This window comes from Rhodovulum kholense (assembly GCF_003053725.1).
In the GTDB taxonomy this organism is placed as follows: Bacteria; Pseudomonadota; Alphaproteobacteria; order Rhodobacterales; family Rhodobacteraceae; genus Rhodovulum; species Rhodovulum kholense.
In genome coordinates this window covers 260,091-281,939 of the sequence record NZ_QAYC01000002.1, presented here as the reverse complement: position 1 = coordinate 281,939, position 21,849 = coordinate 260,091, and the positions used below count along the sequence as shown (strand labels likewise).

Sequence of the window (21,849 nt, the reverse complement as noted above, 5' to 3'; positions counted from 1 at the left end):
CATGGCGTCGTTGCGGCGTTCCTCAGGCGCTCAGCCGGGTCTCGAACCCGCGCCGCAGTTGCAGCAGAAGCGTGACGGCATCGGCGGCTGCGGCCGGATCGTCCTCGACCGCCAGAAGCTGCAGCATCTCGGAGGCATCGAGGATGTCCTCGTCGAGATCGGGGCAGACATCCCGGACCTCGCCCAGAAGGTCGGCAAGGCTCAGCGCGGTGTCGGCGCAGATCCCCAGAACCCCGGCGACGGCGTCGTCACGGTCGACCCGTTCGGGAAGCGCGAAGGCCGCCTGGGCAAGAACCGCAAGCCCGCGTTCGCAGAGGTTCCGGTCGTCCGCGCCGGCGCGGGGGCGAAGGCGCTTCTGCACCGCATCGGGCGGCGCGGAGGGGGACGGCGGCTTGGGCCCGGGGCTTGGCATCGGGGCACCCGCGCCGGGGTGCCCGCGGCGCGGGCCAGGGCCCGAGAACCGGCCATGGCTGCCATAGCGGTGCAGGAAGGTCTCGGCCAGGTCGCGGTCGGCATCGAAGCCCTGCCGCACCATCCGCTCGAGTGCGGCGAACAGCGCCTTGGCGCCGCTTGGCCCGTGTTCGGCGGGCATGCAGGGCGCGCGGCCACGGTCGGCGGCCAGCGCCTCGGTGGTGGCCAGCGGAAAAAGCGCATGGAATTCGACGCCCACAAGCTGGCGCAGCCGGTCCAGCCGGTCGTACAGCACGCCTTCCCGGATCAGCAGGTCGGCTTTGGTCAGCACCAGAAAGGAATGGTCCTTCAGGCTCTCGGGTACCCGCGCCCAGGCGGCGCTTTCGGGCGCCTCGAAACTCTGGCTGGTCCAGAGCACGATATCGGGCATCCCCGCGCCACAGGGCAGCGTCTCGTCGGGCGCCAGAGGGCATTCCAGCAGCAGCATCCGATCGAAAAGATCCGAGGGAATGCCCGCAGGGGGCGCGTTCGCGACCGGGCCGGCATCGGCATCCCATCCGGCCAGCAGCGCGATCAGCGACGACTTGCCGGTCTGAGCAGGACCCGCGACCGCCACCCGCACCGGCTGCGACAGGCGCTGGCGCAGCCGCATGCCCTGGCGCCGCCCGGGGTCGGGCAGGGTCCCCGCCGCCAGCACCGCGTCGATTCGGGCGATCAGGTCGTCTTCGGGGGCGTCGGTCACGACAGCTCCCCCCGATGGCCCGGAAGCCAGCGGGCCGCCAGAGCGCCGAACCGCGAGCGCGGGGCCGTGGCACAGGGACAGTCCGGGCGCGGCCCGGTCTTCGGGGGAGCGTCGAGCAGGCGCAGCGGCGGATGCGCCTGCACCGTTGGCTGACCGGCCGCGCAAAGCACGCGGATCACGCTGAAGCAGACATTGTCCTGTTCGGGATCGGCGATGTCCTCGATCGCCCGGAACAGCGCATCGGCAATCTCGGTGCTGGACCGGGTCCGGTTCTCTTCAAGAATGGTGCGGATCCGGTCGAGGCCGATATAGGCCAGCCCGTCGCTGGCGGCGACCAGGATGTCGCCCTCTGCAAGCTCCAGCGGGTCTTCGGGACAGTCGATCTGGGTGATCTCGGTGCCGCAGATCGCCGAGGTCAGGCAGTTGCGGTCGGGGTGGCGGCGCGCCTCTTCCGGGGTCAGCAGGCCGATCCGGGCCATGCCGTCGATCTGCGGCGCCAGCGAATGGTCCTTGTTGATCCGCTGCAAGGCGCCGTCGCGCAACAGCAGCAGAGGCGAGTCGCCGACCGACAGCCAGAACAGCCGGTCTCCGGCGACGATGGCCGCAATCAGCGTGGTGCCCATGCCGCGGGTTTCGGCATGGCGCCGGACATGGACGGCGATCGAGGTATTGGCGGTATCCGCGGCGCGGCGCAGAAGCCGGGGCGCGTGGGCCAGCACCCTATCGGGGTCGCCCGCACCGCATTTCAGCGCGCTGAACACCTCGGTCACGGCGATCTGGCTGGCGACATCGCCCGCCGCGTGCCCGCCCATGCCGTCGGCCAGCACCACCAGCCCGACCCGCCCGCCGATGGGGAAGTCCGACACGATGGTGTCTTCCTGATGCGCGCGCCGCCCCTGGGCGATGCCCGAGGCGGTGTCGAGCTTGAGATCAGCGTGTGCGGTCATCGGTGTCGGGTCCGGTCTGAGGGGCGTTCCAGGCGAAACCCGGACCGCAGAGGGCGATGAATCGCAGGCGCGTCTCGCCGAGCCGGATCTCGTCCTCATGGGAAAGTTCTTCGGTCGACAGCAGCGGACGGCCGTTCAGGCGCACGATGTTCGCCTTGCCGCCGCTGCCGAGGTAAAACAGGCCCTGTTCGTCGTCATAGGCCAGCAGCGCATGGCCAGAGCGCGAGATGGCGGTATCGCCGAAATCGAGCCGCACCGCCTGATCGGGGCCGCGCCCGATCTGCGAGACACCGGAAAAAAGCGCGAAATGGGCGCCGCGGCCCGGCCCGGCGGTCACCACCAGCCAGCCGACCGGAAACCGCCGAAGATCGGGGCGGTCGGCGGGCGTCTCGGCTTCGGCCTCGGCCGGGGCAGGGCGATGCCCGGCGAAGGGATCGGCCGTCTCTGCCTCCGGCGCGCCGAAGCCCAGGAACCGGGTCCTGGCGCGGAGGCTCTGCCGCGCGGCGGGGGCGGCGATGGCCAGCGCAGAGAGGTCGTCGTGCTGCCCTGCGGGGGGCGGCGGTGCCCGGCCGGCCGCTTCGGTTTGCGGCAGGGATCGGGGCTGCGCGTCCTGCGCGGTTTCGGGAGTGAGGGGCTCGACCATGCTGTGCAGGCGGGTCATCGGCCGCTCGCTGCCCCGATGCGGGATGTCCGCCATCGGGGCGTCAAGGTCGGTCGGAACGCGCGCAGCCGGGACCCCGGCCGTCCGGGCGGCGGACAGGCTGGGAACGCTCCCGGTGTCGTTTTCGCGGATGATGCTGCCGAAGATCGGCGCATCGGTGCCGAGATCGCTTCCCCAGGGATCGGGAGCGTCGAGGGGCCCGACCTCGCGCCGGACGGCGGGGCCGTGCTCGGCCTCGGGCTTGGGTCTCAGGAAGTCCATCGCGTGCCTTCTCCGTGCGGCGGTGTGGAGGCCCATCGCGGGCCGGTTACGGGCGCGTCCTGCTGCGGCGGCTCAGGGCGCCGGACGCGAACCGTCCGAACAACCCGCAGCCCGGCCGGGGCGGCGCGCCCGGCGGGGCGGGGCCGGCCCCGGCCAGTGTGTCGGCTGCGGCAGTCTGGGGCGCCGCCTGCGGCGCTGCCGCCGCAAGGCGCCTGACCGGCCGGACCGCCGGGGCGGTGCCAAGGCTGGTGTCCGGCTCGGCGGGCAGGGGATCGGGGGCCCGGTCGGGGTTGGGCGTGGCCGGGCCGGGGGCTGTGGCGGTTACCTCGTCCTCGTCGTCGAGGGTGCGCCAGGCGAAGGGGCGGCGGCGCGCGGGCGGGCGCGGCGGCTCGGCCGGGCCGCGGGACCGGGCCTCTTCCTCGGCGAGGCGGCGCGCCTCGGCGACGGCGCGGTTGGTTTCGTCGACCAGCCGCGAGATGACGCTGCGCGTCGCGCTGTCGAGGACGGGGTCGGGGGCCTCGGCGGGCGCGGGACCGGCGGCGGGCCGCGGCGGCGCGGCGTCCAGCAGGGCCAGCCAGTCCCGCGCCGATTGCGGACGGTCGCGCGGGATCACGTTCAGCGCCAGGTCGATCGAGGCCAGCAGGGTCCGGGGCAGTCCGTCGATCCGGCCCGCGAGCGGCTGATAGGGGTCGGGATCGCCCGCGGCCAGCGCGGCGGTCCGGATCTGGCTGTTGGGCGGGGCCGCGCCCGCGATCAGATGATGAAAGCTTGCCGCGAGGCCGTAAAGATCCGAGGCGGGCCCCTGACGGATCCCGGCCACGTAGAATTCCTGCGGCGAGTAGCCGTCCTTGACCACCTGCATGCGCGACAGCACGCGGCTGGTACGGGTCGCGCGTTCGCGGGCCGCGCCGAAATCGATCAGCACCGGATTTCCGTCGCGTTCGATCAGGATGTTGTCGGGCGAGATGTCCCGATGCAGCAGGCTGCGGTCATGGACGAAGGCGACCGCGTCGAGCAGCTTGCGCAGCATGTCCTCGATCTGCGCCGGGCTCGGCCGTTCGCGCGCATCCTCGATGATCTCGAGCAGGGTCTTCCCGTCGACGAAGTCGAGCGCCATGTAGGCGGTCGAGTTGTCGGTGAAGACCTGATGCACGCCGACGATGTTGGGATGGTCGAGCCAGGCCAGACGGTGCGCCTCGTCGATGAAAAGTTCGACGATGGCGTCGAATTCAGGGCCGTGGGCGCGGCTGCGGGCCTGCACGTCGAGCCCCGACCGGGTGCAGAGCGTATCGGGAAAGCACTCCTTGATGACCACCCGGCGACCCAGGCTGTCGCGGGCCAGATAGGTCAGCCCGAACCCGCCGGAATTCAGGAACCGGTCGATCCGGTACTGGCCGCGCAGCAGGTCTGTGCCCGGACGCAACTCTTCCATCTGGCCCTCGGCGGGCGTCGGGCTGTGCATGTCGAGAGCGGCTGTCATGCGGTCGGTCCGTGGCTTCCGGAGGCGGTTGCGGTCTGCGGTTTCGGGTGGCGGTCTCGTGCGGCGGTCAGCCGCCCTTCGGGCCGGACCCGCGGCAGGCAGCCCATGCGGCCAGCCGAGGCCCGGCGGATTGCGGGGCGGCTCGGGCTAGACTGTCACGGAAAACTTGGACCAAAACATGGATGTTGACCGCCGCATTCTGGCAAATTCGAGGCAATGTGCCGGTCGTCTCCCCGGGCATCCGCCGGTCTTTTCCCCTGAACGCTAGGTCAAACCCCGCGGAACGGCCGAACCGGTGCCTCTGGCGAAACACCCGGTGGGCCCCGGCCGTCCGGCGGTCTCGGGTCTGCCCGGCGACGGCCCTTCGGCTGCCATGCTCGGGGCCGCTGCGGGCGGGCGCGCGACGCGGGTTTCGACATGCCCTGCGGGCCGGTCTATAGAAGAAGAACCCGCCGTTCGGGCGGAGCAAGACAGGGGCAGGGGATGGCGCGCGTCCTGATCGTTTCAAGCTTTGTGGCCTCGGGCCATGTCGGCCTTTCGGCCTCGGGCGCGGTGCTGCAGGCGCTGGGCCATGACGTCACCGGGCTGCCGACGGTGGTTCTGTCGAATCACCTGGGCTGGCCGCAGGCGGCGGGCGGGCCTTTGCCGGTGGACCAGCTGCGCGACATGGCCCGGGCGCTTCGGGCGAATGGACTTCTCGAGGGCCATGACGCGGTGCTGATCGGCTATCTGCCCAGTCCCGATCACGTCGCCTTCGCGGCCGATCTGGTGGCCGAGATGCGCGCCATGGACCCGGCGCCCCGGATCGTGGTCGACCCGATCCTCGGCGATGCGCCGGGCGGGCTTTACGTGCCCGAGGCGGTCGCCCGGGCGGTGCGCGAGCGGCTCGTGCCGCTGGCCGACACGCTGACACCCAACCATTTCGAGCTGGGCTGGCTGACCGGCCGGGCGTTGCCCGATCTGACCGCAACGCTCCAGGCAGCGGGGCCGCTCGCGCCCGAGGTGCTGGTCACGTCGCCGCCGCTGGGGGCCGAGGCCACCGGACTGCTGGCGGTGCGCGGACGGCGGAGCGCGCTGTTCCGCACCCTGCGGCGGGGCGGCGTGCCGCATGGCGTGGGCGATGCCTTTGCCGCGATGGTCGCGGCCGGCATGGCGCCGGGCGAGGCGCTGGGCCGGCTCGACGCGCTGGTGCTGTGCAGCATTGGTGCTCCGCATCTGGCAATTGCGACCGCCGCGCCGCGCTGGGTCGCGGCCCCGGCGATCGGCCCTGACTCGCAGGTCTGAAAGGCAACGCCATGGCCTTCGACTTCATCCTGATGCTGACCGAGAACGACCGGACCATCCCCGACGCCCGGGCCCGGCTGGACGAGGCGCTGGAGGGCGGGGTGCGGCATATCGGCTTCAAGGATGTGGGGTTGCCGGTCGCCGATCTCTGCGGCCTCGCGGCCGCGATCCGCGCGGCGGGGGCGCGGTCCTATCTGGAGGTGGTCAGCCTTGACCGCGACAGCGAACTGGCCTCGGCCCGGGCGGCGGTCGCGCTTGATGTCGACTGCCTGCTGGGCGGCACCCGGGCGGCCGAGGTGACGGCGGTGACCCGCGACCATCCGCTGCGCTATTACCCGTTCCCGGGCGCGGTCACCGGCCATCCGAGCGTGCTGGAAGGCCCGGCGACGGCCATTGTCGACTCGGCCCGGGCAATTGCCGATCTGGAACATGTGCACGGGCTCGACCTGCTGGCCTATCGCTTCGCGGGCGATGTGCCCGGGCTGATGGCGGCGGTCTGCGCGGCGGTCGCCAAGCCGGTGATCGTGGCGGGCAGCATCGATCGCGCCGCCCGGATCGAGGCGGCGGCCGAGGCCGGGACGGCGGGCTTTACCGTGGGCACGGCGGCGCTGGCGGGGGCCTTTCCGGCCGAGGCGGCAGGCTTTGCCGGTCAGGTCCGCGCGATCCTGGCGCTGGCGGCACGGGCGAGGGCGCAATCGACCGCGCCGAGGCGGCTGGCGCTGGTCGCCCATGACGCGCGCAAGGCGCAGCTTCGGGCCTGGATCGGGCGCCATGCCCGGGCGCTGGCGGGCCACCGGCTGATCTGCACCGGGGGGACCGGAGCGATGGTCGCCGCGTCGGTGCCGGGGCTTTCGGTGCAGCGGCTTCAGCGCGGCGCGCGGGGCGGCGACCAGCAACTGGGCGCCCTGATCGCGACGGGCGAACTGGACGCGGTGATCTTCTTCGCCGATCCGCTGAGCCATCCGGGCGATGTCGATCTGCAGGCTCTGACCCGGCTGGCGATCCTGCACGACACCCCGCTGGCGCTGAGCCCCAGCGCCGCCGACGCGCTGGTCGCGGCGCTTCTGCCGGGCCTGGCGCCTAGCTGAGGCGCGCGCGCAGCCGCGCCAGCGTGGCCTCGAGCGTGCCGTTGGCGTCGATCCTGGTCCAGCCGATCCGGCCCGGCCCGTGCGAGAGCTGGGTTTCCAGCACGTCGAGCGTGGCGTCCGAGGCGCTTGCGCCCCGGGTTGCGATCCGGTCGCGCAGCCGGTCCGGCGCGGCCTCGAGCCAGACCGCGTCGAACCGGAGGCCCGCGAGCCGGTGTTCCAGCTGGGAACGGTGCGCGGCGCTGTCGAAGACCGCGCCGACGACCACCGTGGCGCCGCCTTCGGCAAGCTTTCGGGCGCGCGCGGCAATCCGGGCATAGACCTCGTCCGAGACGCCCGGAGAATAGGCTGCCTCGGGCAGATGCTCGGTCGCCTCGACGCCGAACATGGCCTTTCGGGTGCGGTCGCTTTCCACGATCCGGGCACCGGGCGCAGGCCCCAGATGTGGCGCGATCCGTTCGGCCAGCGTGGTCTTGCCGCTGCCCGACAGCCCGCCCAGAACCACCACCCGGCCGGGCTCGGGCGCCAGCAGGTCGCGGGCCAGGTCGAAATAGCCTTGCGCGGCGGCGGCGCGGTCCGGGTCGTCCTTCGCGGCGGTGGCGGTCACATGGGCGCGGACCTCGGCCCGGACCGCCATCAGGAAGGGCAGAAGCCCCTGTGCGTCCTCGGCGCCCGCCGTGTCGAAATAGCGGTTCGCCACCCGGTTCGCGAGCTCGGGCAGCCCGCGATGCCAGAGGTCCATCAGCAGGAATGCCAGATCGTAGGCGACATCGACCGTGGCCAGCGCATCGTTGAAATCGATGGCGTCGAAGACCTCGGGGCGGCCCTCGTGCAGCACGATATTGGCCAGATGCAGATCGCCATGGCAAAGCCGCACGAGTCCCCGCGCGCTACGCCGATCAAGCTGCCCGCGATGGCGCCGGAAGGCCCGGCGGAAGCGTTCGTCCAGCGTCGCGACCCTTTCGGGCGCGAAGACCCGGCTGGTGGCGAAGCCTGAGCGGTTGATGTCGAGCACGCCCTCCATCAGCGCGCCGCCGCCGGGGCGGCGCACGACGGGCGCGCGGGCATGCATCGCGGCGACCGTGCGCGCCAGGCTTTCGGCATGGGCCTCGGTCAGCCCGCCCGCCGCAGCCACCCGGTCGAGAATGTCGTCCTGGGCAAAGCGCGTCATCTCGACCACCGCATCGACCAGCGGCCCGTCGCCGTCGAAGGCAAGCCCCCCGGCCTGCCGGGTGATCCGCCGCACGCCCAGATAGATGCCGGGCGCGGTCGGGCGGTTCAGCGCAAATTCCTTTTCGCAGGTCTCAAGCCGGATCTGGGGGGTCGAGAAATCGGCATAGGGCAGGCGCACCGCGCGCTTGAGCTTGAAGGCGCGGTCCCCGGCCAGGAAGATGCGCGAGATATGGGTCTCGATCTCGCGCACGGTTTCGCCGTCCGGCGCGGGCCCACAGGGCTGGCTGCGCAGGAAGTCTGTGACCTCGCTCTGGTCGTCCAGGATCATGGGCGCTCTCCTCCGGGCCAAGCCTAGCCATCGGTTTTCGGTCCGAACAGGGGACAGATGCGCCCGGAAGCGGCGCTGCCCTTGGCCCGGCCCGTCCGGCGGCTAGATCAAGGATGTGGGGCCGCGCCGCCCCCAAGGACAGGAGAGCCGATGGCCGCGACCACGCAGAAGAAATACGAAGACCGCATCCCGGAGCATCAGCGCGAGGCCATGGAGTCCAAGGCGCCGATCCGGGCACTCGCCTTGTTCGAGTCGATCCGCCGCGAGGGCGCGCATGAGCTGAACCGTCCGGCTTCGGCGCTGGCGCTGTCGGGGCTGACGGCGGGGCTGGCGATCGGGTTCTCGGTGTTGTCCGAGGCGCTTTTGCGGACCCATCTGCCCGACGCGCCCTGGCGCCCCTTGATCGAGAATCTGGGCTATTCCGTGGGCTTCGTGCTGGTGATCCTGGGGCAGCTTCAGCTGTTTACCGAAAACACCATTACCGCCGTCTGCCCGGTTCTCGACGAGCCCCGGCCGCGGGTTTTTGCCAGCCTGGCGCGGCTTTGGTCGCTGGTTCTGGTCACCAACCTGATCGGCGCGGCCGCCTTCGGCTGGGTGCTGCATGCGGGGACGATCTACGAGCCAGAACTGCGCGCCGCCGTGGTCGCCCTGTCAGATCACGCGACCTCTTACGGCTGGTGGGAGACGGCGGTGCGGGGCATCGGCGCGGGATGGCTGATCGCAGCCCTGGTCTGGGTCAAGCCGAACGCGCGCAATTCCGAGCTGTTCCTGATCGTGCTGGTGACCTACCTGATCGCGCTTGCGGATTTCTCGCATGTGGTCGCGGGCACCACCGAGGCCGCCGTGATGGTCTATTCGGGCGGCATGAGTGTCGCGGCCGCGTTGGGAGGCTTCGTTCTGCCCGCGCTGGTGGGCAACATCCTCGGCGGCACCGTCTTCTTCACGCTGCTGACCTATGCCCAGATCCGCAGCGAACTGGTCGGCGACCCAGCGCCCGAGCGGGCGCGGCGCCGCTAGGCCCCGGCGCGCGGGCTTTACCCGCTTGCTGGTCGGACTGGTCCCCGCGGACAGGCGGGGACCGTGTCGCGACAGTTAACGCTTGCCTCCCCGGCGCCCGGACGGTTCCATGGCGGGACAAGAAAAGGCCCGTCCCGCGCGGGCCGCAAAACGGGGAGTGACAATCCATGAAGATGCTGACGACCGCCCTGGCCGCGGCCGCGCTTTGCGCCGTGTCGACCGGAACAAGGGCCGAGACCTGGGACATGCCGATGGCCTATGCGGCCTCGAACTTCCATTCCGAGGTCGGCGCGGAGTTCGCCCGATGCGTGGGCGAGGCCACGGGCGGTGCGCTGGAGATCGTGACCCATCCCTCGGGCGCCCTGTTCGGCGGCGCAGAGATCAAGCGCGCGGTGCAGACCGGGCAGGCCAATATCGGCGAACGGCTGCTGTCGGCGCATGAGAACGAGAACCCGCTGTTCGGGGTGGATTCGATCCCCTTCCTGGTGTCGTCCTTCGACGAGCATGAACGGCTTTGGGCCATCGCCGAGCCCCATGTCGCCGCCGCTCTGGAAGAGGACAACCTGCATTACCTCTATTCGGTGCCCTGGCCGCCGCAGGGGCTTTACGTCAACAAGCCGGTCGAGACGGTCGAGGATCTGAAGGGCGTCAAGTTCCGGTCCTATTCGGCGGCGACGGCGCGGATGGCCGAACTGACCCGCATGGTCCCGGTGCAGGTCGAGGCGGCCGAACTGAGCCAGGCGCTGGCCACGGGCGTTGCCGAAAGCTTCATCTCGTCGGGCGCGACCGGCTATGACCGCAAGGTCTGGGAACATCTGAGCCATTTCTACGAGGTCGATGCCTGGCTGCCGCGCAATGCGGTCTTTGCCAATCTCGACGCCTGGACCGGGCTCGACGAGGCGACCCGGTCGGCGGTCGGCGATTGTGCCGCCAAGGCCCAGGCCGAGGGGCTGGAGCGTTCGAAAGCCTATACCGCCTTCACCGTCGAGGGGCTGAAGGAAGGCGGCATGACCGTCGGCCGCGCGCCCGAGGGGCTGGTCGTGGGGCTGAAGGCCATCGGCGAGACGATGACCGGGGAATGGCTCGACCGGGCGGGCGACGAGGGCCGCGCCATCGTCGAGGCTTATCGTCAGGGCCAGTGAGGCAAGGCAGACAATCAGGTCGGCTCCGCGCCTGGCACGCGGGTCCGGCGCGAACCGGCGGGGGCCTCGGATGGCAAGGGCAGCAGCAGGGCTGAGGGCGCTTCGGCGCCTCCTCGATGCCCTTTATCTGGCGGGCGGGGTGATCGCGGCGGGTTTCCTGCTGGCGATCCTCGGACTGATCGTGGCGCAGATGGTGGCGCGCTGGACCGGGCATGTGGTGCCGGGGGCGTCGGACTATGCGGGCTATTGCATGGCCGCGGCCTCGTTCTTCGCCTTTGCCCATGCGCTGGACCGGGGCGCGCATATCCGGGTGGGGCTTTTGCTGACGGCGCTGGGGCGGCACCGGCGCTGGGCCGAGATCTGGGCGATGGCGGTCGGCGCCGTGACCGCCACCTTCTTTGCGCGCTATGCGGTCAAGGGCACTTACTGGTCCTGGAAACTGGGCGATGTCAGCCAGGGTCTCGACCGCACGCCGCTGTGGGTCCCGCAGCTGTCGATGGCGGCGGGCACGGTGCTTCTGGCGATCTGCTTCTGGGACCATCTGATCCGGCTGATCGCGACCGGCGATGACGGCATCCGCACCGAGCAGGCCGAAGACCGCCCGGCGGGGCCGCGCTGATGGAGCAGCTGGCCCCGATCGCGATCTTCCTGTTCGTCCTTTTCCTGCTGCTCGGGTCCGGCGTCTGGGTCGGGCTGGCGCTGATGGGCGTGGCCTATGTGGGGATGGAGCTGTTCACCCTGCGCCCGGCGGGCGATGCGATGATCACCCGGATCTGGTCGGCCTCGTCCTCCTGGACGCTGACCGCGCTGCCGCTGTTCATCTGGATGGGCGAGATCCTTTACAGGACGCGGTTGTCCGAAGACATGTTCCGGGGCCTCGCGCCCTGGATGGCGCGGCTGCCGGGCGGGCTGATCCATACCAATATCGTGGGCTGCACCGTCTTCGCGGCGGTCTCGGGCTCGTCGGCGGCAACGCTGACCACTGTCGGGCGGATGTCGATCCCCGAGCTGCGCCGCCGCGGCTATCCCGAACCGATGGTGATCGGCACGCTGGCCGGGGCGGCAACGCTGGGACTTATGATCCCGCCCTCGCTGACGCTGATCGTCTATGGCGTCACCATCAACGAGTCGATCACGCGCCTTTTCATGGCCGGGGTGGTGCCGGGGCTGGTGCTGGCGGCGCTGTTCATGGCCTATGTCGCGCTGGCTTCGCGGCTGTCGAAGAGCTTTGCCCCCACGCCCGAGCCCGCCCTGTCGCTGATCGAGCGGCTGAAGGCGGCGCGCCACCTGCTGCCGGTGCTGTGCCTGATCGTGGTGGTGATCGGGTCGATGTATCTGGGCTATGCCACCGCGACCGAGGCCGCGGCCTTCGGCGTGCTGGGCGCGCTGGCGCTGGCGGCGGCGCAGGGCTCGCTGTCGGCGGCCAGCTTCGGCGCAAGCCTGATGGGCGCGGTCCGGACCTCGGCGATGATCGCGCTCATCCTCGCGGGGGCGGCCTTCCTGTCGCTGTCGATGGGGTTCACCGGCATTCCGCGCGGGCTGGCCGACCTGATCGCCGGGTTCGATCTGTCGCGGGTCCAGCTGATCCTGGCGCTGCTGGTCTTCTATATCGTGCTCGGCTGTTTTCTCGACGGGATCTCGTCGGTGGTGCTGACCATGGCGGTGGTCGAGCCGATGATCCGTGCCGCCGGGATCGACCTGATCTGGTTCGGCATCTTCATCGTCGTGGTGGTCGAGATGGCCCAGATCACGCCGCCCATCGGCTTCAACCTCTTCGTGCTGCAGGGCATGACCGGGCATGGCATGGGGTTCATCGCGCGCGCGGCGCTGCCGATGTTCCTGATCATGGTGGTCATGGTCTTCGTGCTGATCGCGGTGCCCGGGCTGGCGACCTGGCTGCCCGACAGCCTGCGGCAGAGGCCGGGTGGCTGAGGCGGGCATGAGCTTTACACGTCTTCAGGGTGCGGCATGATCCGATTTCTGGGCGCTTTGGCCGCGCAGGGGCGCTATTTGCTGGTTGCGGGGCTTGCGACGGGCGTTCTGTTGCCGCCGCTGGCGCAGGCGATGCGGCCCTGGCTGCCCGAGATGGTGGCGGGGCTGATGTTTCTGGCGGCGCTGCGGATCGGGCCGCGTCAGGCGCTGGGTGCGGCGCGCGACCTGCCGGGGGTGCTGGCACTGGTCCTGCTCTTGCAACTGGCCCTGCCGCTGGCGGTGGCGGGCGGGGCGGCGGCGCTGGGCCTGGGCGGCACCGCCGTTGCGACCGCGCTGATCCTGATGGCGGCGGCCTCGCCGATTTCGGGCGCGCCCAACCTGACGGTCCTGAGCGGCGGCGATCCCGCCCCTGCGCTGCGACTGCTGATCGTGGCGACCGCGCTTCTGCCCGTGACCGTGCTGCCGGTCTTTCTGCTGGCCGAGGGGCTCGGCAGTCCTGCGGCGGTCCTGGCCGCGGCGGGGCGGCTTCTGGCGGTGATCCTGTTGGCGGCGGGCGCGGCCTTCCTGCTGCGCGCGACCTGGCTGAGGGCGCCGCGACCCGAGACGATCTCGGCGCTGGACGGGCTTTCGGCGCTGGCCATGGCCGTTGTCGTGATCGGGCTGATGGCCGAGGCCGGGCCGACCCTTCTGTCCCGTCCGGCCGAGCTTGCGGGGTGGCTGGCGGTGGCGCTGGCGGCTAATCTGGGGCTGCAGATCGTGGCCGACCGGGTGCTGGCGCGGGGGCCGCTGAGGGACCAGCGCCTTCCGCTGTCGGTTGCTGCGGGGAACCGCAACATCGCGCTTTTCCTGGTGGCGCTGCCACCCGGGACGACCGACCCGCTGCTGCTGTTCATCGCCTGCTACCAGGTGCCGATGTACCTGACCCCGCTGCTCCGGCGACGGCGCGGCGGCTAGGCCGGGCTGTCGGGGGACGGACCGCGGCGCGGCGGTCTCGACACGGGCGGGCGCGCGGCTAGGTATCGGGGGCGAACAACAAGGAGACAGCCGAGATGGCCGATGGAAGCAGGACGGGCGGCGCGTGCCGAAGCCTCGTCGTCAACGGGTTCACCAACAGCGTGCTCGACCCCGATGCGCCGATGCTGGGGCCGGTCGAGAATGGCGGAACGGTGATCGCCAATACCGCGCCGGGTTGCTGGGGGCCGATGATCACGCCCAGCCTGCGCGGCGGCCACGAGGTCACCCGCCCGGTCGCGGTCGAGGGCGCCGAGCCGGGCGACGCCATCGCCATCCGCATCCGCGACATCACCGTGACCTCGGTCGCGACCGCTTCGGGTCATGACAGCTCGCCCGAGGGGTTCTGCCTCGGCGATCCTTATGTCGCGGCGCGCTGCCCGACCTGCGACGCGCTCTGGCCCGAAACCCATGTCGAGGGGATCGGCCAGGAGGCCGTGCGCTGCAATGTCTGCGGCAATGCGGTGACGCCCTTCGCCATCGTCCATGGCTATACCGTCACCTTCGACGACACCCGCAGCGTCGGCCTGACCCTGCCCAAGGCCGCGGCCGAGACCATCGCCCATGACGCGAACCATTACGCCGCGCTGCCCGATGCCAGCCACCAGCACTCGATCCTGGTCTATGCGCCCTCGGACATGCCGGGCGCACTGGTCCGGATGCGCCCCTTTCTCGGCCAGCTGGGCACCTGTCCGTCGAAGGCCATGCCCGACAGCCACAATGCGGGCGATTTCGGCGCCTTTCTGGTCGGCGCGCCGCATCCCTATGCGCTGAGCCCCGAGGAACTGGCCCAGCACAAGACCGATGGCCACATGGATATCGACGCGGTCCGTCCCGGCGCCATTCTGGTCTGCCCGGTCAAGGTGAAGGGCGCGGGGCTTTACATGGGCGACATGCATGCCGGTCAGGGCGATGGCGAGATCGCGGGCCACACGATGGACGTGGCGGGCAGCGTGACGCTGCAGGTCGAGGTGGTGAAGGACTATCCCATCGACGGGCCGGTGCTTTTCCCGCTGGCAGAGGACCTGCCGCCCATGGCGCGTCCATTCACCGCCGAGGAAAAGGCGCGCGGCGAGCGGCTAGCGCGGCGCTGGGACGTGGCGGCGCTGGAAGAGGTGGCGCCGGTTTCGGTCATCGGCACCGGGGCCAACCTGAACATCGCGATCGAGAACGGGCTGGAGCGGGCGGCGACGCTTCTGGATCTGTCGGTCGCCGAGATCCGCAACCGCGCCACGATCAATGGCGCCATCGAGATCGGCCGGGCGCCGGGGGTGATCCAGGTCACCTTCCTCGCGCCGCTCGACCGGCTGGATGCGGTCGGGCTTGGCGATTACGCGCGCGAGCAATACGGTCTGTGAGGACCGGCTCCGGGGGGCGGGAGTGCCGCCCCCCGGGTTTGGTTCGGCCTCCTCAGGCCGGTTTTTTCGCGCTGCGGCGCCGCAGCCCGGCCACCCCGGCCAGGCCCGAGACCAGCATCAGCGCCGAGGCCGGCAGTGGCACCGGCGCGGGCGCGACCGGATCGGCGAAGGCGAAATAGGCGTTGTCGATATAGCCGTCATTGTTCGTGCCGCCGCTGATCCGGGTCGAGCTGAGCACGAAGGTCAGATAGGCGGTGCCGACGGGAACGGCGCCCGAGGTTTCCTGATAGTATTTGCCGCCCGCAGTGATCTGGGTGTCCCAGGACCCGCTGTAAAGCGTGCTCGACATCAGCGCGTCGCTGCCCAGCTGGGTGTCGTCGGCTCCGAAGAAGAAGACCGACATCACGCCACGGTCCTCCTGGGTGTGCCAGCCGAAGAGATCGGCCGACATGGTGTAGTCGAGCCCGGTCGTGCCGAGCCGCGAGAGGTCGTCCGCGTTCAGGCTGTAGGTCTGCGAGATCGCGGTGAAGGTGCCGGGCCCGGCAAAGAAATAGGACCCGGTGTCGATCCAGGGATCGGTCGAGCGCAGCCGGTAGGTACCTTCCCAGCCGTCGGTCGTGTTGTCGAAGGTGCCGTTGACGATCAGGCTGGCGGCCGCGACCGGCGAGGCCAGGGCACCCAGAAGAACGGCGGGCAGCGCGCGGCGCAGGACGGGCCGGAAGAGAGAGCGGAACAGGGCGGTGAACATGGGAGTCCTCATGGAACAGGGAAAGGGCGGCCGGGGATACCGGCCGCAAAAGACAGCGGCTCAGGCCGCGAGGGCCGGACGGCGGCGGCGGGCGAGGCCGCCAAGCGCGGCCATGCCTGCCAGCAGCATCGGCAGCGCGGCCGGAAGCGGCACCGGGGCGGGCGCCACGTCATAACCGCTGTTGGCCAGGGCGGCGTTCACATAATCGGCGTTGTCGGTGATGAAGCCGTCGACACCCCAGGCCAGAAAATCGGCCAGCAGCGCCGCCGCCGAGGCCTCGTCGGTCGGGCGCAGGGTCCAGGCATAGATTTCCAGCCCGGCCGCATGCACCGCCGCAACGAAATCCTCGGTGATGTAGGTGTAGCTGCTGGCCACGGCATCGGCGTAGCCGGCCAGTTCGCTCAGCAACTCGTAGCTGGTGCCCGACCCGTTCAGGCTCAGCGCCCAGCCCTCGGCGGTCTGCACGCCGCCATAGCCCAGCAGGTCGACATAGACATCGGCCCCCGCCGCCTCGAACAGCGCCGACATCTCGCGCACGTTGGCCACGCTGAAGGATTGCACCGCGCCGTTCGAGCCGGTTTCGCCGAAGCCCTTGTCCAGCATCTCGGCCACGACCTTGGCGTTGACCTCGGGAGTGTAGCTCGATTTCAGCTCGGTCAGCACGCCCAGATCGGTGCCATGGGTGGCATTGTAGGCATTCACGGTGTCGAGGAACTCGCCCAGCGTCGGCACGCTGAAATCGGTGGTGGGGGTGAAGCCCGGATGGCTGTAGGAGGCCGACCCCGTCGGCAGAAGCGTCAGCTGCTTGATCTCGGCCAGGGTGAAATCGGCGACGCTGTAGCCGCCGTTCCGGGGCGGGAACCTGGCGGCGATGTTGGTGGTGCGTTCGAGCGTGCCGTCATGCATGACGATTAACTCGCCGTCCCTGGTAACCTGAACGTCGGTCTCGACCATGTCGGCGCCAAGATCGCCTGCCAGTTCGTAGCCGGGCAGGCTGTTCTCGGCCAGATAGTTGGGCGCTCCGCGATGACCGATCACCTTCGGGGCCTGGCCGGACAGGGTCTGCCAGTCGAGCGTGGCGGCCTGGGCGGCCGGGGGCGCCAGCAGCGGGCAAAGCGCAGTCAGCAGCGCACCGACAAGGGCGCCGTTCGAAACGAGCTTCATGATGTCCTTCCTGATTGCGAAGTGGGCGCAGATCGTGCCCGCGGGGGTGCGGGCCCCGTGTCGGTTAAGCCGCGCGGGTCACAGGATCATGACATTTTTAATCAATAGCATGAGGTCTGCCGCGGCGCTGCGGCACGGCGGTCCGGCTGCCCTTGCGGCACCCGGACTTTCCGTCCTTATCCGCGACGGAACGGTGCCGCTCAGCGGAAGCGGCGGCGGTATTCCGAAGGCGACAGGCCGACCTCTTTCTTGAACGCCTTGCAGAAATAGTTGGCGTCCTGGAAGGAGAGGTCGAGCGAGACGTTGGTGATCGGCAGGTCGCTGTCCTGCAACAGTTCCTTGGCGCGCTCGATCCGCTGGGTCTTGAGGTAGGAGATGAAGGTCACGTCCATCTCCTTGCGGAACAGCCGGCTGAGATAGCAGGGGCTGATCTGGGCGAAATCCGCGGCATCCTCCAGCGTGACGCCCTTGTGCAGGTTCCGTTCGATGTAGTTCAGAACGTCCTGGATCCGGCCCGAGGCATGGGCACCGCCGGATTCGCTGGCCTCGAACAGCACGTCGGTGATCTGGCACAGGACTTCCTGCACCTGGAAATGGCTGTGCATGTCGAGCCGCTGCGACTCGAGCGCCTCGACATGACGGGCCAGCGCCGGCGGCAGGGCAAGACCGCGCACCTCGACCACCTGCAGCATGATGCGCAGGAATTCCAGCACCGCGCGGCGCGGCGAGGCCTCGCGCTGGGCGTAGATGGCTTCGAGATGACGGCGCACCAGCGCCAGGCATTCGCGATAGGCGCTGTGATCCACGAGACCGGCAATACGGTCGGCGACCGGCGGTTCGGGCACGCGGATCGCATCGGGGGCAGGGGCGGTCACGGTCCAGGCCCCCGCAGCACGGGCCGCCATCGGCTCGTGCGTGGCGAGGCATTCGTGAACCGCCTTCAGCAGGTCTTCGGTGCGGATCGGCTTCAGCAGGAAATTGTCCGCCTTGAGGTGGATCGCGGTCTGCATGATCTCGAAGTAATCGTAGGCGGTCAGGATGATGACCTTGGTCGCCAGGCCGCGGTCGCGCACCGACTGGATGATCTCCAGCCCGTTGGGGCGCGGGATCTTGATGTCGATCAGCATCAGATCGATATGCTGGCCGTCGATCAGGGCCATGGCCTCGGTGCCGTTGCGGGCCTCGCCCACGATCCGGGCGCCGTCGAGGTTCTTTTCCAGAATGCTGCGCAGGGCACGGCGTTCCAGCTCTTCGTCTTCGATGATCGCGATATCGAACATCTTCTCGCTTCCTTGTCGTTCCGGGGCCTAGACCGCTGCCTCGTCGAAATTGGTGGGCAGGCGCAGCCGCACCAGCGTGCCGCGGCCACCGCGGAACGGGCTGACGATCTCCAGCCCGTGGCCGTCGCCGAAATAGTGCCGCATCCGGCTGTCGACGTTGTGCAGCCCGATGCTCTTGCGTCCGCCACGGTCGGCGACGCCGGTCAGAACCTCGATCCGCCGTTCGGTCGGGATGCCATCGCCGTTGTCGACGACGTCCACGATCACGTCATGGCCATCCCGATAGGCCGTGATGTCGATCAGACCGCCGCTTTCGCGGGGTTCTATCGCGTAGTTCATGCAGTTTTCCACGATCGGCTGCAGCACCATGAAGGGGCAGGTCACCTCGGCCAGATCGGCGGGCAGGTCGATCGAGAAGGTGAAGCGGTCGCCCAGCCGCAGCCGCAGCAGGAACAGGTAGTTCTTGACGTGATCGACCTCGGTCGCGAGCGGCACGAACTGGGTGCCGCTTTTCTTGAGGATGTAGCGCATCATGTCGGCGAAGGCATGGACCGTGTTTTCGGTCTGCGAGGCCTCCTCGATCAGCGCGAGCCGGCCGATGGTGTTGAGCACGTTGAACAGGAAATGCGGGTTCACCTGATAGGACAGGGCCTGCAGTTCCGCCTCGCGGAGCGAACGTTCCAGCTCGGCCCGGCGCTTGGATTCCTCCATCAGCCGCAGGTTCTTGGCGTAAAGCTCCTGGGTGACGCTGCTGGAATAGCTTTCCTCGACGATATGCGAGGCGATGTAGAACAGCGAATAGGCCGCCGAGCGGAGCCGCCCGTAGGAAATCTCGCCGATGTCATGGTAAAGCGCCATCAGGCGCGGGTCCTCGCGCCACGACGCCTCGACCGGGAAGAGGCCCGACAGGTCCACCAGGTCGGGCGCCATCTCGCCGGGCCGCATCTTGACCTGGCCGCAGATCACCGCGCCCAGATATTCGCCCCGCATGATGATCGGCGCGGCGAAGTCGACGAGGCCCGCATGGCACTTGTAGATCGAAGGATCGCCGGTCGACAGCGCCGTGCGCCCGCCCACCGCGTCGCAGTGATAGCACCGCTCGCGCCATTTCGGATGGTGCCGGATGGTGTCGCAGAAGGAACTGAACCCGCTTGGCCGGGTGACCGGCTCGCCTTCGGGGTCGACGATCACCATCGCCACGCCCACCGCCGCGCTGAAGTTGTCCTGCACTTTCTGCAGCATGTCGACGCTCATGAGGTCGGCAAGGCGCTGGCGGCGGGCGGCTTTGGCCTCGACGGTCTCGCTGCCGCCGCGTGGAAATGATGTATTCTTGATGTATGAATTTGGAGGCGCTTCGGATGTCAGTTGCAGGCCTTCTGCAAGGCGACCGTCCGATCCGTCTGCTCCCATGGGAACCCCTCTGTGCCCCGTCCGAAATGCCCGTAGGCCGCCGTTCTCTCGAAGATCGGCCGACGCAGGTGCAGGGTGTCGATCATGCCCGCCACGGACAGAGGAAAAACCTCCCGGACGGCTTTTTCGAGCCTGTCCGGGGTCACCTCGCACCCACGAGGTAAGGTAATCCCGACCATCTCGGGATGAAACTGACCTATCGCAAATGCGAGCGAGACTTCACAACTTTGTGCGATCCCGGCCGCCACGACGTTCTTTGCGATGTAGCGGCACATATAGGCGGCCGTGCGGTCGACCTTGGTCGAATCCTTGCCCGAGAAGGCTCCGCCGCCATGTCGGCCGATGCCGCCATAGGTGTCGACCATCAGCTTGCGGCCGGTCAGCCCGGTATCGGCGGCGGGCCCGCCCAGCACGAAGCGGCCCGTCGGGTTGATCAGCACCCGCGTCTCGGCCCGCAGCCAATGGCCCATTACCGGCGCGATCACCTCTTCGATCAGGCCGCGCAGCATCTCCTCGCGCTCGATCTCTGGCGCATGCTGGGCCGACAGCACGAGGCTGCGCAGCACCGCCGGGCGGCCGTCGGGGCCGTTCTCGAAGGTGACCTGAGCCTTGCCGTCGGGCCGCAGCCAGGGCAGCCGGCCGGTATGGCGCACCCGCGCCAGCGCCTCGGTCAGGCGGTGGGCATAATGGATGGCGGCGGGCATCAGAACCGGGGTCTCGTCGCAGGCGAAGCCGTAGAAGATGCCCTGATCGCCGGCGCCCAGTTCGGCGTCGCGCGACACGCCCATGGCGATGTCGGGCGACTGTTCGTGCAGGTCGGTCAGGATGAAGCAGCCCTCGGCGTCGAAGCCGAGCGCGGGATCGGTATAGCCGATCCGGCGCAGCACGCCGCGCGCCACGGCGGACACGTCGACATGGGCGGTCGAGGTGATCTCGCCCGCGATGTGCAGGGTATTGCCCGAGGCCAGAACCTCGGCGGCGACGCGCGCCATCGGGTCCCGGGTCAGGTAGGCATCGAGGATCGCGTCGGAGATCTGGTCGCAGACCTTGTCCGGGTGGCCTTCGGTGACCGATTCAGAGCTTGTATACGACATGTCCGGCGCCTCCTTCGGTTTGGCGCGCGGCCGGGGGTCAGCCCCCGACCACGCAGGTCAGTCCCAGATCCTCGATGGCCGCGACCAGATGCCCGACATCCTCGGGTTTGATGTTGGGGGTGTCGCCCATCGGATAGGCCCGCCCGAGCAGGGCGTACTTGTTCTCGCCATAGGTGTGATAGGGCAGCAGGTGCACGGTATCGACGCCGGGCATCAGCCTGGCGAAACGGGCCACGGCCTGCGCCGCCTCGACGGTGTCGTTGACGCCCGGAACCACCGGCACGCGGACCACCGTATGGGTCAGCGATGCCATGCAAAGGGCGTTTTCCAGGATGATGCGGTTGTCGACGCCGGTATTGGCGACATGCACGTCGGGATCGACCGCCTTCATGTCCAGCAGCACATGGTCGACATGGGGGATCACGTCGCGCACGATCTCGCGGGTGGTGTAGCCCGTGGTCTCCATCGCGGTGTTCCAGCCCTGTTCATGGCAGGCCATCAGAAGCTGCTTGGCGAAGTCGTGCTGGAAGAGCGGCTCGCCGCCCGACAGCGTCACGCCGCCGCCCGAGCGGCGATAATGGATCGCGTCCTTGCGCAGTTCCTGCATGACCTGGGCCACCGTCATCTTCTTGCCCGAGATGGTCAGCGCCTGGGTCGGGCAGACCCCGGCGCAGGTGCCGCATTTCACGCATTTCTGCCGATCGACGAACCCCGGATTCGTGACCGCCAGCGCCTGGGTCGGACAGACCGGGATGCACTGGCCGCACTTGATGCAGCTGGAGGCGCGGAAGAACAGTTCCGGCTCCGGGTTCTGGCTTTCGGGGTTCGAGCACCAGCGGCAGCGCAGCGGGCAGCCCTTGAGAAACACGATGGTGCGCACGCCCGGGCCGTCATGGATCGAATAGCGCTGGATGTCGAAGACCGTGCCTTCTTTGTCGAAATCGATGTCGGACATCTCTTTGTCCCTTCCGTTTGTCTTGCCGCCACAGGCTGAGCGGCTGGTCAGAAGGCGGGGCTCTGCGCCGCCTCGATTGCCGCCATCGCCGCCCGCACGGCCGAGGTCTCGCCCATCACCGCCAGCGTCGTGGTGGTCTGGGGGCAGGACCCGAAAAGCTCGACCGTGTAGACGTTGGCCGCCTTGCCGGCCACGTCAGCGAAGAAGAAGAGATCGGGGACGCTGGTCTGGACGAACCCGATCGCCGAGATCGGATTCGCCTCGATCCATTTCCGGGTATGCGGGGCGATGCGCCGGGTGAGCATGTCCAGGATATTTTCCTGCGGCGCGTTGATGATCCTCGTGTTCATGGTCCCGTATCCCCTG

General features: G+C 69.3%; 20 protein-coding genes. 8 read left to right on the top strand and 12 right to left on the bottom strand.

From position 1 onward, the window contains the following. Nucleotides 1–22: 22 nt before the first annotated feature. The 4 genes from C8N38_RS04055 to C8N38_RS04040 are packed head-to-tail and all read right to left on the bottom strand — an operon-like array spanning nucleotide 23 to nucleotide 4,502. Nucleotides 23–1,153, bottom strand: a complete 1,131-nt coding sequence (locus C8N38_RS04055) for a P-loop NTPase family protein (protein WP_108024183.1) — start codon at nucleotides 1,151–1,153, stop codon at nucleotides 23–25. Next, nucleotides 1,150–2,100: a PP2C family protein-serine/threonine phosphatase gene (locus C8N38_RS04050; RefSeq protein WP_158272297.1), complete on the bottom strand. Its 951-nt coding sequence runs from the start codon at nucleotides 2,098–2,100 to the stop codon at nucleotides 1,150–1,152. The genes C8N38_RS04055 and C8N38_RS04050 overlap by 4 nt, the downstream gene beginning before the upstream one ends. Beyond that, nucleotides 2,084–3,022 (bottom strand): FHA domain-containing protein, encoded by a 939-nt coding sequence (locus C8N38_RS04045; protein WP_245895503.1) that lies wholly within the window; start codon nucleotides 3,020–3,022, stop codon nucleotides 2,084–2,086. The genes C8N38_RS04050 and C8N38_RS04045 overlap by 17 nt, the downstream gene beginning before the upstream one ends. Nucleotides 3,023–3,068: 46 nt before the next feature. Continuing rightward, the gene (locus C8N38_RS04040; protein WP_108024177.1) at nucleotides 3,069–4,502 is read right to left on the bottom strand and encodes a serine/threonine-protein kinase; all 1,434 of its coding nucleotides are present in this window, start codon (nucleotides 4,500–4,502) and stop codon (nucleotides 3,069–3,071) included. A 483-nt stretch (nucleotides 4,503–4,985) separates the two neighbouring features. On the opposite strand from C8N38_RS04040, the gene C8N38_RS04035 reads away from it, so the two are divergent. Both C8N38_RS04035 and C8N38_RS21610 read left to right on the top strand, forming a co-directional pair. Then, nucleotides 4,986–5,786 (top strand): pyridoxal kinase, encoded by an 801-nt coding sequence (locus C8N38_RS04035; protein ID WP_158272296.1) that lies wholly within the window; start codon nucleotides 4,986–4,988, stop codon nucleotides 5,784–5,786. A gap of 11 nt (nucleotides 5,787–5,797) precedes the next feature. After that, nucleotides 5,798–6,874, top strand: a complete 1,077-nt coding sequence (locus tag C8N38_RS21610) for a methylglyoxal synthase (protein WP_108024173.1) — start codon at nucleotides 5,798–5,800, stop codon at nucleotides 6,872–6,874. Here the strand turns inward: C8N38_RS21610 and C8N38_RS04025 are convergent. Further along, nucleotides 6,867–8,372 (bottom strand): bifunctional aminoglycoside phosphotransferase/ATP-binding protein, encoded by a 1,506-nt coding sequence (locus tag C8N38_RS04025; RefSeq protein WP_108024171.1) that lies wholly within the window; start codon nucleotides 8,370–8,372, stop codon nucleotides 6,867–6,869. The two genes, C8N38_RS21610 and C8N38_RS04025, sit on opposite strands and share 8 nt — an antisense overlap. 150 nt (nucleotides 8,373–8,522) lie before the next feature. Between C8N38_RS04025 and C8N38_RS04020 the strand changes: the two genes are divergently transcribed. The 6 genes from C8N38_RS04020 to C8N38_RS03995 all read left to right on the top strand — a co-directional run bounded on the left by C8N38_RS04020 (nucleotide 8,523) and on the right by C8N38_RS03995 (nucleotide 14,832). Beyond that, nucleotides 8,523–9,389, top strand: a complete 867-nt coding sequence (locus C8N38_RS04020; RefSeq protein ID WP_108024169.1) for a formate/nitrite transporter family protein — start codon at nucleotides 8,523–8,525, stop codon at nucleotides 9,387–9,389. A gap of 167 nt (nucleotides 9,390–9,556) precedes the next feature. Then, nucleotides 9,557–10,531, top strand: coding sequence for a TRAP transporter substrate-binding protein (locus C8N38_RS04015; RefSeq protein ID WP_108024167.1), 975 nt, complete (start codon nucleotides 9,557–9,559; stop codon nucleotides 10,529–10,531). Between the two features lie 70 nt (nucleotides 10,532–10,601). Then, complete coding sequence (locus C8N38_RS04010) at nucleotides 10,602–11,150, top strand: TRAP transporter small permease (RefSeq protein ID WP_108024165.1); 549 nt, start codon at nucleotides 10,602–10,604, stop codon at nucleotides 11,148–11,150. Beyond that, complete coding sequence (locus tag C8N38_RS04005; protein WP_108024163.1) at nucleotides 11,150–12,463, top strand: TRAP transporter large permease; 1,314 nt, start codon at nucleotides 11,150–11,152, stop codon at nucleotides 12,461–12,463. The genes C8N38_RS04010 and C8N38_RS04005 overlap by 1 nt, the downstream gene beginning before the upstream one ends. A 36-nt stretch (nucleotides 12,464–12,499) precedes the next feature. Continuing rightward, nucleotides 12,500–13,417 (top strand): hypothetical protein, encoded by a 918-nt coding sequence (locus C8N38_RS04000; RefSeq protein WP_108024161.1) that lies wholly within the window; start codon nucleotides 12,500–12,502, stop codon nucleotides 13,415–13,417. Between the two features lie 95 nt (nucleotides 13,418–13,512). Then, nucleotides 13,513–14,832, top strand: coding sequence for an acetamidase/formamidase family protein (locus tag C8N38_RS03995; protein WP_108024159.1), 1,320 nt, complete (start codon nucleotides 13,513–13,515; stop codon nucleotides 14,830–14,832). 52 nt (nucleotides 14,833–14,884) lie between these two features. Here C8N38_RS03995 and C8N38_RS03990 read toward each other — a convergent pair whose 3' ends face one another. From C8N38_RS03990 to C8N38_RS03960, 7 genes are all read right to left on the bottom strand, one after another. After that, nucleotides 14,885–15,580 (bottom strand): VPLPA-CTERM sorting domain-containing protein, encoded by a 696-nt coding sequence (locus C8N38_RS03990; protein ID WP_158272295.1) that lies wholly within the window; start codon nucleotides 15,578–15,580, stop codon nucleotides 14,885–14,887. Nucleotides 15,581–15,640: 60 nt separating this feature from the next. After that, nucleotides 15,641–16,744, bottom strand: coding sequence for a glycerophosphodiester phosphodiesterase (locus C8N38_RS03985; RefSeq protein ID WP_108024155.1), 1,104 nt, complete (start codon nucleotides 16,742–16,744; stop codon nucleotides 15,641–15,643). 200 nt (nucleotides 16,745–16,944) lie between these two features. Beyond that, a complete protein-coding gene (locus C8N38_RS03980; RefSeq protein ID WP_108024153.1) occupies nucleotides 16,945–18,024 on the bottom strand; it encodes a response regulator in 1,080 nt (359 codons plus the stop codon). 27 nt (nucleotides 18,025–18,051) lie between these two features. Continuing rightward, entirely contained in the window at nucleotides 18,052–19,278 is a 1,227-nt protein-coding gene (locus C8N38_RS03975) for a sensor histidine kinase (RefSeq protein ID WP_108024151.1), read from the bottom strand. Nucleotides 19,279–19,385: 107 nt separating this feature from the next. Further along, complete coding sequence (gene metK / locus C8N38_RS03970) at nucleotides 19,386–20,528, bottom strand: methionine adenosyltransferase (RefSeq protein ID WP_108024149.1); 1,143 nt, start codon at nucleotides 20,526–20,528, stop codon at nucleotides 19,386–19,388. 37 nt (nucleotides 20,529–20,565) lie between these two features. Further along, nucleotides 20,566–21,483, bottom strand: coding sequence for a glycyl-radical enzyme activating protein (locus C8N38_RS03965; protein WP_108024147.1), 918 nt, complete (start codon nucleotides 21,481–21,483; stop codon nucleotides 20,566–20,568). Nucleotides 21,484–21,530: 47 nt separating this feature from the next. Beyond that, entirely contained in the window at nucleotides 21,531–21,833 is a 303-nt protein-coding gene (locus tag C8N38_RS03960) for a BMC domain-containing protein (protein WP_108024146.1), read from the bottom strand. Between the last annotated feature and the right edge of the window lie 16 nt (nucleotides 21,834–21,849).